Origin of the sequence: Vibrio hannami, assembly GCF_029589055.1 — a bacterium.
Classification (GTDB): domain Bacteria; phylum Pseudomonadota; class Gammaproteobacteria; order Enterobacterales; family Vibrionaceae; genus Vibrio; species Vibrio hannami.
Genome location: NZ_JARQZP010000003.1, coordinates 1,818,747 through 1,830,562, shown reverse-complemented (window position 1 = coordinate 1,830,562; position 11,816 = coordinate 1,818,747). Strand labels below are relative to the sequence as shown.

General features: G+C 41.5%; 12 protein-coding genes. 4 read left to right on the top strand and 8 right to left on the bottom strand.

Features of this window, described 5'->3' with window-relative positions; genetic code table 11:
- Positions 1 to 18 precede the first annotated feature (18 nt).
- From P7F88_RS09945 to P7F88_RS09925, 5 genes are all read right to left on the bottom strand, one after another.
- Positions 19 to 765 carry a LysR family transcriptional regulator gene (locus P7F88_RS09945; protein WP_277824204.1) on the bottom strand — a complete coding sequence of 249 codons (747 nt, stop codon included), beginning with the start codon at positions 763 to 765 and terminating at the stop codon, positions 19 to 21.
- Between the two features lie 20 nt (positions 766 to 785).
- Complete coding sequence (locus P7F88_RS09940) at positions 786 to 908, bottom strand: hypothetical protein (RefSeq protein WP_277824203.1); 123 nt, start codon at positions 906 to 908, stop codon at positions 786 to 788.
- A 144-nt stretch (positions 909 to 1,052) separates the two neighbouring features.
- Positions 1,053 to 2,990, bottom strand: coding sequence for a sensor domain-containing diguanylate cyclase (locus tag P7F88_RS09935; protein ID WP_277824202.1), 1,938 nt, complete (start codon positions 2,988 to 2,990; stop codon positions 1,053 to 1,055).
- A 197-nt stretch (positions 2,991 to 3,187) separates the two neighbouring features.
- Positions 3,188 to 3,691 (bottom strand): hypothetical protein, encoded by a 504-nt coding sequence (locus P7F88_RS09930; protein WP_277824201.1) that lies wholly within the window; start codon positions 3,689 to 3,691, stop codon positions 3,188 to 3,190.
- Between the two features lie 3 nt (positions 3,692 to 3,694).
- Positions 3,695 to 3,994 (bottom strand): putative quinol monooxygenase, encoded by a 300-nt coding sequence (locus P7F88_RS09925; protein ID WP_277824200.1) that lies wholly within the window; start codon positions 3,992 to 3,994, stop codon positions 3,695 to 3,697.
- 112 nt (positions 3,995 to 4,106) lie between these two features.
- On the opposite strand from P7F88_RS09925, the gene P7F88_RS09920 reads away from it, so the two are divergent.
- Complete coding sequence (locus tag P7F88_RS09920) at positions 4,107 to 5,012, top strand: LysR family transcriptional regulator (RefSeq protein WP_277824199.1); 906 nt, start codon at positions 4,107 to 4,109, stop codon at positions 5,010 to 5,012.
- A gap of 2 nt (positions 5,013 to 5,014) precedes the next feature.
- Here the strand turns inward: P7F88_RS09920 and P7F88_RS09915 are convergent, their stop codons facing one another.
- Positions 5,015 to 5,740, bottom strand: coding sequence for a hypothetical protein (locus tag P7F88_RS09915; RefSeq protein WP_277824198.1), 726 nt, complete (start codon positions 5,738 to 5,740; stop codon positions 5,015 to 5,017).
- Between the two features lie 156 nt (positions 5,741 to 5,896).
- On the opposite strand from P7F88_RS09915, the gene P7F88_RS09910 reads away from it, so the two are divergent.
- On the top strand, positions 5,897 to 7,777 hold the full coding sequence (locus tag P7F88_RS09910) for a methyl-accepting chemotaxis protein (protein WP_277824196.1): 1,881 nt from the start codon (positions 5,897 to 5,899) through the stop codon (positions 7,775 to 7,777).
- A 397-nt stretch (positions 7,778 to 8,174) separates the two neighbouring features.
- Positions 8,175 to 8,645 carry a nuclear transport factor 2 family protein gene (locus tag P7F88_RS09905; protein ID WP_277824194.1) on the top strand — a complete coding sequence of 157 codons (471 nt, stop codon included), beginning with the start codon at positions 8,175 to 8,177 and terminating at the stop codon, positions 8,643 to 8,645.
- A gap of 81 nt (positions 8,646 to 8,726) precedes the next feature.
- Here P7F88_RS09905 and P7F88_RS09900 read toward each other — a convergent pair whose 3' ends face one another.
- Positions 8,727 to 10,331, bottom strand: coding sequence for a BCCT family transporter (locus P7F88_RS09900; protein WP_277824192.1), 1,605 nt, complete (start codon positions 10,329 to 10,331; stop codon positions 8,727 to 8,729).
- A gap of 249 nt (positions 10,332 to 10,580) precedes the next feature.
- Positions 10,581 to 11,084: a hypothetical protein gene (locus tag P7F88_RS09895; RefSeq protein ID WP_277824190.1), complete on the bottom strand. Its 504-nt coding sequence runs from the start codon at positions 11,082 to 11,084 to the stop codon at positions 10,581 to 10,583.
- A 156-nt stretch (positions 11,085 to 11,240) separates the two neighbouring features.
- Here P7F88_RS09895 and P7F88_RS09890 point away from each other — a divergent pair, with 156 nt between their 5' ends.
- Positions 11,241 to 11,816, top strand: coding sequence for a HupE/UreJ family protein (locus P7F88_RS09890; RefSeq protein ID WP_277824188.1), 576 nt, complete (start codon positions 11,241 to 11,243; stop codon positions 11,814 to 11,816).

Genomic DNA, 11,816 nt, shown 5'->3' with positions numbered 1-11,816 from the left:
TGCGGGGGTTATTTTTTCTTATTTAGCGTTTTCATTTAAAGAGTCAATCAACATTTTTAATGGCTCTGAGAGTGGCTTTGAAGAGAGCCAAATAGCATCCGTTGACCAACGCAAGTGGTATTCAAGCTCTACATCAAATTTGACCAGATCTCCACTTTCAATAAGGTGCTGACATTGTATTAACGGCTGATACCCCCACCCGATGCCATTGACGATAAGCTCTAAAGCAGAAGGAAAACTGTTGACACTATATACATGGTGACTTCCTTTTTGAATTTCATCGTGTCCCATATCATGAAAAGACTGTAAAACAATTTGGCGCATTCTTCGGCGAGTCTGCTGGCTCAACTCATTTTCAGGATTCACATCAAATTTTTTGGCGTACTCTGGGCTAGCTACGGACACCAGTTCAAATGGAAGTAACTTCACCAACCCTATATCCATCGAATAGTGTTCTGTTGAAAGCACAATGGCTAAATCAACTTCACCCTTATAAAGCCTTTGAATGCACTCTTGTGTGTTCCCTTCGATTATCACAAGATCTAACGCTGGATAACGATCCGTTACTTCTACAAGGGCTTTTGAGATACGCATACCTAATACAGAACTATCGATAGCAAGTGTCAGCGTTGACGGGACTTCCTGAAGAACACTTAACGCTCGACAGCTAAACTGTTCCACTTCGAATGTTACGGCTTTTGCGTATTCATATAGTTCCGCCGCGCGATGGTTTGGTACAAGGGAGCTATTACGCCTTTCGAACAACTCGTAACCAAGCTCAATTTCTAAGTTGCTAACTCTTCGGCTAAGGGTAGAAGCGTGCTTTTTTCTTTGTGGGCGGCAAGAGCAAAACTGCCAGTATCGTAAACCGCAATAAACGCCGTTAGTTGTTCGATGTTCACTTCCATTAATAGCTCTCGTCAAAAGTTCTTTTCGTTAGAGTGCTGTATTTTAGCTTTAAAGGAGTGGCGTGAGGAAACGGTTTTTGTTGCTAACAATCTTTTGGTTATGGAAGAAGCAAGGTTGAGCGCATTCGCGAAATAAGTGAAAAACTATACTCTCGGAGTAATTTCGCAGTAAGTTCGTACAAACTTACCGTCATCATCATACTTAGAAGTTCCATTCAGTATGGTTGATAAAGTGGTTCCATCCTTACGTTTAATCATCAAATGCACATCATTAACGTAACCGTAGCCTTTTAGTTGCGGGAAGTTTTTTTCTACCTGCTTAAGTGATTGGCTATCTAGAAACTCTGTAAAGTGTCTTCCGATAGCCTCAGAACAGACATAACCCGTTAGTTTTTCCCACTCAGGGCTTACATCGATAACGACCCCAGACTCGTTAAGGGATTGGACAGCGCGATAACAGCTCTGCAGATCCATACTGTGGGAACGAATATTGATCAGAGATTGCTTGCTAACCTTTAAATCGACATTTTTTTGCGTCTGCTTAAACTGATTTTTTTGTTTATACATTTCAGAGTCAGCTCGGTTAATCATGTCCTGCATCGTATCTTCTTTACCCTGAAGTTGTGCGCAGCCAAAACACAAGCTCCAATTCTTCCCTTTCTCCTCCCCTAACAAGCGATACCGTTCTTCTATTCGCTTCATGGTCTTTTGTGCCTGCGCTTTATCGCAATCAACAAATATCACCAAGAACTCATCCCCACCCAGGCGCGAAGCGTAATCGGATTGACGAACGCATGTCTCTATCGCCGTAGATACACCTTTAATTAAATCATCTCCAGCATCATGCCCATATTTGTCATTGGCCTCTTTCAGGTTGTTGACATCTATAAAGCCAATAGCTACAAGCGATTTCCGACGTTGACTAACCAGAATACTTTTCTTGAGATGTTCATATATTGCCTGTCTATTATATAGACCAGTTAAGGAGTCATGATAAGCCTGAAAATTTAGCTCTTGAATAAGGCGCTCTTGTTCATCATGAGACTTGTAAAGTTTATACGACATTAATAATGCCATTGGAAACAACATGATAAACGCCATAAATATTGCAGAAGTTAGAATTTGATACTCTTCAGAGATAACTGAATGAGGTACTCGCATCACAATATATAAACTTTCAAAATTAACTACATTGTGCAGAGGAAAATCGACGAACTTTAGCCGGGTAAAGTAGTACTCTTCACCTTTATAGTTGACTAGCCCTTTTTCACGTTCTTTTATTTGATTCCATATTTCAGAGTAATCGCTGGAAAAACTAACCTGCTCTTTATCCGGGTACATGAATAGCCAGTTTTTAGCGCTTTCTTGATGATTGAGAAAATATCCATCTTCATTTAGCAGATAAACCAAATCGCCTTCGTGACGATTTAGCGATTCCAACAAACTGATGACATTGGTACCGAGATAATTTATTACACCAATCCCAAGGAAGGTATTTTCAGCGGAATACACTGGTGTTGAAAAACGAAGGACAGGTTTTACTGGAAATTCAATTTGGCCACGTTCAACATTCAAATCGAATTTGGAAATGTAAACATCACCCGACGCCAATTCTTTTGTTGTATCAAAATAATATCTCCCTTTCTTATTTTGCAGCTTACTTTCCGGTACGTTTGTTAGAGATAAATCCTCGTTCTGATTTATCCTGATAACTTCGTTACCTTCTTTGTCTAATAGTCTTATCTGATCATAGTTGTGATGGAGCATGCCAAACTTCATCATCACCGAGGTTAGCTGTTGTATATCTTCAGGCGTATTGGTTTCTAAGACAGATCGGGTTAAATTGTTTTGGGAGAAATAAAAAAGATCACTGCTAACTGATTGGTATTTTTCGAGCAACTGAACCCTCATGTCTTCAATTTCTGAAAACTGATTGCTTGCTCTTTGAACGGTGATTTTCTCGTAGGTTACGTAATAAATGAACGCAATAACCAGTGATAGAAAAAATGTCACATAAAATGCGTACCGTAAGAATCGGGCTTTACCTTTCAAGGTTAACTTATTGATGATACGGCCAATCAAGCTATCCCCTTTCCTTGAGGTTATTGGATCATTTGGCTGGCTTCTCGACAGCCAACTTTGTCGATGAATCAATTTATAAGTATGACATATGGATTCTAATCGTAATAGCTTGTTTTTTTATTAATGGGAACTGAACTACCGGGGGTTTACTTCTCGATATACGCTCCGGTAGTGCAGATATACTTAACTAACTTAAATTAACCTTCAACTTCCCCGGCGGTATTGGCAGGGATTGGGTTTGCTAAACCAACAATATAACGCTCGATAACCGGCAGAGATTTGTCTTCTTCTTCATGCATAACCCAAAGCTGCTCTACTCTGAGATCGGTATAGCGACCGTCTTTGAAGTCACCACGCCAACGAACGAAAAACTGCGCCTGATACTTGCCATTCGCCAGATACTCAACATTTACGCTTTCAATTTCATGGTCATCTGTTTTCAATAAAGAATGAATCCAACGGTGCCACTCTTTGAACTCTTCACGCGAACGCACCTTGTAATCTGGAAAGTCGACAAAAACATCTTCAGCAACCAGATCATGAAAAGCTTCTGCATCCAGGTGAACATTTTCACATGTAGCTCTTTCGTACATAGAAAACACTTTATAGACAAAGCTTTTGATATCGTTCTTGGTAAACTTACGAGAACGAAATGCTTCCATCAAAGCCTGATATTCAAGTGTAGGAGTATAGTTATCCATCAATTATTCTCCCAAAGTAAATTCTTTTGATTCGAACGTTTTCATATCAACCCAATCAAACCATGGACGAGCTTGCTCAAAATGCTCTGCCATATGTTGGCTTTCCAAATGAACCTGAAGGTGCTCAATCGACTCCCACTCTTCATACAAGAACAGAGTATTAGCATCATCAGCCGTAATATTTTGCTGGTAAGAAATACAACCTTCTTCCGCACGAACAATCGGCGCTAGTTCAGCCATATGCTCTAAAAATGTCTCTTTAAATTCTGGTTTTACCTTTCCTGCAACAGTTACAACGATCATGATAAGTCCTCATTAGGTTACGATTCACACATCTTAGGAGCTTTTTTATTTCCGAAAAATACAAAAAATGACATAATGAAATTATCTTTTTTGGCAAAAATAGTTTGTTCGCATGAAGAAAATCGATCCTAAACTGCTTCAGGTATTTGCAGATGTTGTTGATCAGGGAAGTTTTACCGGAGCAGCAGATATTCGAGAAACCAATGTTTCTTACATCACCAGGCAGATCAAAAAACTTGAATCTGAACTCAATACTTCTTTACTAAACCGTTCAACCAGAGCAATAGCATTGACTGAGTCCGGCAAGCTGGTTTACGACAATGCCAAACAAATCAACGAGCTGGTAAAAAATGTTTCGACCATTGCAGAAGATCAGTCGGATAAATTAAGTGGCACACTGAAGGTCACCAGCGCTGTTTATCTGGGCAGAAAGTTCTTGTTTCCGATAGTAGAAAAGCTTTGCGACCAGTACCCTGATATCAATATCGAGCTTCAACTTAATGACCATCAGGTTGATATCATCAAGGATCGATTTGATATGGCAATTCGGGTCTGGAAACCTCGCAGTGTTGATCTGATAGGGCAAAAATTACTGGATGTACATTTGCTGCTTGCTGCAAGCCCGGAGTTTGTAAATAAGCATGGTCTGCCTCAAAGCCTGGATGATTTAAAAGATCTGCCTGCGATTGTTTACGGGCGTAAAGGCCACACCAACAAAGCGTTTAACTATTTTGATGCTGCTGGAGAGCTACGTTCGCTCGATATCAACGCCAATATCTGCATTAATGATGCTGAACAGTTAAATTTATGCGCTGCGAACGGGAATCGTTATTTCGTGCCCACCAATTTTATGGCAGCAGAGAAAGTAAGAAGTGGTGAACTAATTCAGTTATTACCAGATCTTAAGTTCTCGGCTGATGAAGCCATCTATGCCGTTTACCCGAATCGTGAGCTATCCAAAGTCGCTAGGCTGCTTATTGATGAATTGAAGAAGGAGCTACAAGTCTGCAACTTGTAGTTTTAATCAATAGGTACTTCCAGCAAGTTTAACTCTTCAACGGCTTCGTTCCAAAGGCGCTCAATGTCACCCGTTCTGCTCATATATGCGAGCATTTGAGTTACTTTAGGGATCAGTTCCTGATGGCGTTCATGAATGTAATGATAAAGCGCATGTCGCACCCAAACATCTCCAACTGGAATAATATCTTCTGCAGACAGAAGCGTTAATTGATAACGCCCATCCAGTTTAGAAGAAAGCGCTATATCGGCTCTTTTAGAGCGAACAAACGACATCATCGCCGATGATTCAGTGAACTCGACCACACGATCAAAATTCATTGTGGCGTCAAGAGTATGTTGCACACCACGAACAATCGCATACTCATAATCGGCTTTTTTGTCTGGTTCAAAAACAAAGTCTGAACGGGAGAAAGCTTGCGTTTCAATATAAGCAATTGGTATTGGAATTCGTATAAGTGCACGATTGGTATCGCCATAAGACCATATCCGTAGCATCTCTCCATCTTTGCCATCATGACGGGACTCATAAAGCGCTCTGCGAGCTGGCATTGCATGGATAACTATCGATATCCCCAACCGCTTATACACCTCGTAGATGACTTTTTCGCCAGCAATTTGCTCTGCTAACCCTTCTATACGAACAAACTCAAGCGTATTTGCCAAGGAATAGCGCGTTGGGAAAATAATTAAAAATGCAGTCAAAAGTATCGTTAGGGTTCTACTCATCGAGTGCTACCAAATGCCAATTACTAAATGAGTATAGCTCAGGTACTGACACTCCTATCATAAACTTGAAGGTATTCAACCATCCTCTAGACTTAAGGATAAATAAAAACCACATCGAAGCAAAACCAGGTCGTTTATTTTCAGGATGAATACACTATGAGTGCAAAAATTAGATTATTAAGCTTTACCGGAATACTCTTCGCTTCTGCAATACTCCTCCTTACGCTAATCAGTTTTTTTAACTTTAAATCAGCATCAGTAGAAAGCTACACTTTTGCCTTAAACAATCAGGCTTACTTAGTCTCCAACGCCGTGGAACAAAAAGTGCAAAGGTATTTTGATAGCCTGAATATTGCCAGTGCTAGCCTAGCAATTGATAGCGAAGGGAATATTGATGTTGAGCAGGTGACACAAAAGCTCAAACATATAGAAGATAGCCTTGGTGTTTTGGCCTCTTATGTAGGTTTAAAAAGCGGAATAACCTACCTACCTGCCGGTGAAATTAAAAACTTTAACGCTAAGACGTTGAACCGAGAATGGTATAACCGACTTTTTGCAGGGGAGAAGAACATAATAACGACACCTTATACCAGTAGTGCTGGTAATCTGGTGATGGCGCTTGGTGTACCTGTTATGAGAGACGGCAAGGTTGTAGCAACATTATGTGCCAATATTCCCGTAAACGCGATTTCTGAGTTCATTGAAAGCTTAACCGATCAAAATCAAATTTTTGCGGCGCGTGAAGATGGCTTCATACTTGCTGCGAAGTACCCCGACTATGTAGGTAAAAACCTGTTTGAAGAACGTCCATCGTATAAACAATACAATGACAACCCTGGTAGTAGCCATAGTTACACGTTCGATGGTAATGAGTATTTTGTAATCAATGCGAAAGCCGACGCGACTGGCTGGACTATTTGGGCGTGGGACAAGCGAGAAAACATAAACTCAGCATCAAACAGCAACCTCATTGAAGGCCTTTCCCTTGCTGTTGTTTTAATCCTGTTGACCCTGGGAATCACATATATCCTTATCACAAAACTGATGTATGCACCGATTGGTGGTGAGCCTAAAACGATAGAGAGAATGGTAAAAAGTGTCTCTGAAGGTAACCTTAATTTACAGGTTCAAAGCAATGGCAACGAGTCTGGTATCTTAGCTGCGACACTAACTATGGTTGCTAACCTGAGAACAATTATTGAACGTATCAACGAAGCAGCTGAACACCTCAATAACTCTTCTGATCAGATGTCGAATGCTGCATCAGATGTTAATCGGAGCTCTGAAAGCCAGATGATGCAGCTAGAGCAAGCTTCAACAGCCATGAATGAAATGACAGTAACTGTTGATGAAGTTGCTAGAAATGCTTTGCAAGCTTCCAGTGCAGCTAAAGAGGCGCATGACCATTCGGCACAAGGGATCTCTGTTGTTGGAGAGATGAATCAGAATATTGTGACTTTGGTGGATGGTATCGAAAACGTGGTTCAGGTTAATAACAAACTTGAACAAGAAACCCAAAGCATTGGGGGTATTTTAGAAGTTATTGACGGTATATCCGAACAAACTAACCTTTTGGCACTGAACGCGGCTATCGAAGCTGCGCGTGCAGGTGAGCATGGGCGTGGATTTGCGGTGGTTGCAGACGAAGTACGGAATCTGGCGAATCGAACCAAAGAGAGCACTAACGAGATCCAGGAGATGATCACGCGGTTGCAAAGTGAAGCTCAACGCTCCGTTAAACTGATGGAAGTTAATGTTTCGGATGCTCAGGCAACAGCCGCTAAATCTACTGAGGCAGATAGTGCGTTGCAAGCAATCAGAGACTCCGTTTCAATCATTCTGGACATGAATAATCAAATTGCGACAGCTGCAGAAGAGCAGACCCACGTAGCTGCGGAAATAAACGCGAATGTGGTAGAAATCAATGATCTCGCGAAGTCTACCTTTGAAAGTTCAAACAGCAACACCGCTAAAGCCAAGGAGCTAACGAATATAGCCACCTCTCTAAACCAATCGGTAGATACATTTAGGCTTTAACTCACCAATCAACATTGTCCTTTCGTGGCGATTTCACGAAAGGGCAATCTACCTAAGTATGACCCAACTATTGGGACGTTAAGTAACTTCGGTCAATAATTCCTATGTTGTTGGCTCAGTTTGGACTACTTTATGGCACGCTACGTATGGTACTTATTTGGTTTAGTACTACCTACTCAGCACTACTTTTATCTGAAGCGAGCAACAAAAAAGCAATTTTGTGCAAAAAGAGTTCAATTATCTTCAATCAACCACGACTCATCCTCGGTAAATTAAACACACTTCTCAGGTGCTTGTTGAAATGGTTGTGAGCACTTTTGTTACCGTACCGAAAGATAAACATGTGGGGTTTAGGATGATTAAGAAATCGATAGTTTTAGCATTAGGACTTTGTGCAATGACATTACAAGCTAGTGAAATGACGCGAGATGAAGCAAAAATCGCGCAAACCGCAAAAAGCATGGCAACCCTTGCTGATCGCAACCTTTACGATGCGCTGGAGCAAATGTTCACGCCAGAAGTTGTTATTGATTACACATCTGCATTTGGTGGTGAAGTATCTTCCATCAAACGTGGTGATTTGATGAACAACTGGGAAGCACTTTTACCTGGTTTCGACGTTACCTACCACGATATGACCAACATTAAGATTGATCAGGATGGTGATAACGCAGAAGTGACCGCAGACATCGTCGCTAGCCACTACATCGGCAAAGACGGATTCTGGCAAATCTCTGGTTCATACACTTTTGAGATGCAGAAAACGGACGCTGACTGGCAAATCTCTTCTCTAACACTTAACGCTGGTGATGAACTAGGCACGCGTGATGTTCTAGGCCAGGCCATCGAAGCAGCAAAGACTAAGTAATACAATCCGTATTTAAAAAAGCGCCCTGATAAGTGATTATCAGGGCGCTTTTATTATCTGGCTAAAGTTCTAGATAGGTAATTAACTAGGCAACTTCAGCGGATCATCTGAAGGGTCGACCTCTGTCAGTAGCCCTTTTATCAAGCTAATACAGCCAAGTAACAAGATAATGGTAAATGGCATAGCCGCAATGATGGTGATCGACTGCAACGCCTGGATAGACTGCGTACCACCAATCCACAACATCACCATAGCAATAACACCAGAAATGATTGCCCAAACCACTTTCTGCTTCAGCGGTACTTCCAGCTTACCACCAGCTGTCATGCTATCAATTACAATAGAGCCAGAATCCAGAGTCGTAACAAAGAATACGATGATAAGCGCTACTGCAATAACAGAAAGCAAATTGCCAATTGAGTATGCATCTAGCATATAGAATAGGCTAAGAGAAACGTCCGTTATCCCTTGCTCAATACCAAGCAAACCGACTTTATCTATGATTTGTTCAATAGCAACGCCACCAAATACAGACATCCAGGCTGTCGTTACCAAAGTAGGGATAATCATCACACAAACAAGGAACTCTCGAACCGTTCGTCCTTTTGAAATACGAGCTACAAACATACCGAAGAATGGCGCATAGGCTACCCACCATGCCCAGTAAAATACCGTCCAGCCGTGCAACCACGTTGTATCTTCTCGGCCCGTTGTCTGGCTGAGAGGGACGATATTTTTCACATAGCCCACAACAGCGGTCATCAATGAGTCTAGAACCGTAGTGAAGTTTAGAACAGCGATAAACCCAAGGAACACAAATGCGATGATCATGTTCAGGTTACTTAATAGCTTTACACCACCATCCATACCACGAATTACAGAGATAATGGCTAAGCCCATGATCACCAGGATGATAAACTGCTGTAGGTATAGGCTGTTTGCGAAACCGAACACATGGCTAATACCACTTGCCGCTTGTGAGCCCCCTAAGCCTAGTGATGTCGCTAGACCAAACAGAGTAACCAGTACCGTTAATACATCGATTACGTCACCAATTTTTCCCCAAACTCTGTCACCCAGAAGCGGATAGAAAACCGAACGCATCGATAATGGAAGCCCTTTATTGTATACAAAGTAAGCAAGGCATAGCGCCGTCATGCCGTAGATAGCCCATGCGTGCAGTCCCCAGTGGAACACCGTTGCTCCAAGTGCAACTTCGCGCCCTTCAGGTGTATACGCTTCAACGTTTAAAGGAGTGCCGTACCAATCTGTGAAGAATGCCGTTGGCTCCGCCACACCCCAGAAAATTAGACCAATCCCCATACCTGCGGCAAATAACATCGCAATCCATGAGACGGTAGAATACTCAGTCTTTGCTGTATCTCCCCCAAGGCGAATTTTACCCAGTGGTGAAACAGCAATAACAACAGCAAATAAAAGTAGTAAGTTTGCTCCCCACATAAACAGGAAGTCGAAGTTTGATAAAACAGCACCTTTGACTGAATCAATGGCTGCTTTTGCGTCGGCTGGCGCAAGTGTTAGCAGTGTAACGATGAAAAGAATAGATAGGCCAACAGAGGCGGTGAAGACTGTGTTGTGGACATCCATGCCCCATTTATTAATATTATCTTGTCCAACTTGATAATCTGTAGAATCAATACTGTATTTTTTTGATTTAAAACTCATAAATTATGATGTTTGCGTACTCGAATTAACGAATAGAAAGACCAACTCCATATCCAATTAATATTTGATTCAGCGAGCTCTAACCATTTAGATAAATAAAAAAAATCACTCACCTGGAGTGATTTTTGGCTACAAGCTAAATCCCCAAGGCGGGAATTCTAACACAAAAGTTGGGGACATCGGATTTCTATTCTTAACGTTAATTATTAAGACTCATAAATAAAACTCAAGCATCATTAATGGTCACTTTTAAGGAAAGAGAGTATCATTTTCTTGCTCAAGTAACCCTTGAGCTTGAGCTAATTGCTCAACCAACACCGGAAGTTCATTGCTATAAAATTCTGGCGTATAATCAGCCGCTCTACGCGGTAATGCGCTCACAAACTGATCCATGTGGAGACGGATAAATACAGCGCTATTATTTTCGGGTTGTTGAAACTTTTCCCGAACCACCATCAGTAGGCTTTTTAGTACTTCTTCAAACTCTTCTACACTTTTTGCCGTCGCTGGTTGAAATAGGAAATAGTGACTAGCTAGCCTGAACATCGCTTCTTCTCCTTGTTCGGATAAAACACCTAACTCGCCTAAGCGTTGGAGATCTCCCTTAAAACCACTTTTTATTCGGTCTATGTTAGCAAGTCGCTTGTTAAATATGGCTTCAGATCTTTTTCTGCGTTTGTTTTCCCGACGGTAAAAAATGCCAAATACGGCAAGTACAACTAAAACCAAAATAAAGACAATCACATTTATCATATCTAGGCCCTTAACCAAACGACTCTTTAATATACTATCACTATACTTATTGGTAACCCACAAGTGCTTGAAACTGAATATCAATCACTGTTCGAAATTCAACGTTACAGTACGATCTTCCACCTCGATAATATAAAAACCATTCTGAGACAAATAATGAAAAATAAAACTCCTCTATTACTGCTTGCCCTTATTTCCTCCCCTGCATTAGCCCATAGTGACGCATCCGGTAGTGGCTTTATGTCTGGAGTGACGCACCCTATTTTCGGTTTGGATCACCTTCTTGCGATGCTTAGTATCGGCATTTTAAGTGCGCAGCTAGGTGGTAGGTCTATCTGGCAACTACCGACGACGTTTGTTCTGGTAATGGTTATTGGCGGCGTATTAGGAATGCTTCAGGTTCCTATGTTACCGATAGAACTGGGCATCGCTCTTTCAGTATTGGTATTGGGTGCTGGTATTGCACTGGATAGGAACTTATCGTCTAGACTCGCGATAGCCTTCGCTGCTTTGTTTGCTGTTTTCCACGGCTATGCTCATGGATTAGAAATGCCGAGTATGGCAAGTCCTGCAAGCTATATCGCCGGATTTATCATAGGCACAACTGCTATTCATATTATCGGTGTCTTCATTGGTGTTTTCTCCACTCAATGCAATACACGAAGAAAGGCTCTAAGAGGTTTGGGAGCAAGTATTATGTTCAGTGGCGTCTACTTTTTAGCTGGAGCCTGA

What these genes read in the sequence shown, in the direction of transcription:
- P7F88_RS09940 (WP_277824203.1), bottom strand. Translation starts at nt 908, where the DNA reads ATGGAAGTGAACATCGAACAACTAACGGCGTTTATTGCGGTTTACGAT.
- P7F88_RS09930 (WP_277824201.1), bottom strand. Translation starts at nt 3,691, where the DNA reads ATGGATAACTATACTCCTACACTTGAATATCAGGCTTTGATGGAAGCA.
- P7F88_RS09925 (WP_277824200.1), bottom strand. Translation starts at nt 3,994, where the DNA reads ATGATCGTTGTAACTGTTGCAGGAAAGGTAAAACCAGAATTTAAAGAG.
- P7F88_RS09920 (WP_277824199.1), top strand. Translation starts at nt 4,107, where the DNA reads ATGAAGAAAATCGATCCTAAACTGCTTCAGGTATTTGCAGATGTTGTT.
- P7F88_RS09915 (WP_277824198.1), bottom strand. Translation starts at nt 5,740, where the DNA reads ATGAGTAGAACCCTAACGATACTTTTGACTGCATTTTTAATTATTTTC.
- P7F88_RS09910 (WP_277824196.1), top strand. Translation starts at nt 5,897, where the DNA reads ATGAGTGCAAAAATTAGATTATTAAGCTTTACCGGAATACTCTTCGCT.
- P7F88_RS09905 (WP_277824194.1), top strand. Translation starts at nt 8,175, where the DNA reads ATGACATTACAAGCTAGTGAAATGACGCGAGATGAAGCAAAAATCGCG.
- P7F88_RS09900 (WP_277824192.1), bottom strand. Translation starts at nt 10,331, where the DNA reads ATGAGTTTTAAATCAAAAAAATACAGTATTGATTCTACAGATTATCAA.
- P7F88_RS09895 (WP_277824190.1), bottom strand. Translation starts at nt 11,084, where the DNA reads ATGATAAATGTGATTGTCTTTATTTTGGTTTTAGTTGTACTTGCCGTA.
- P7F88_RS09890 (WP_277824188.1), top strand. Translation starts at nt 11,241, where the DNA reads ATGAAAAATAAAACTCCTCTATTACTGCTTGCCCTTATTTCCTCCCCT.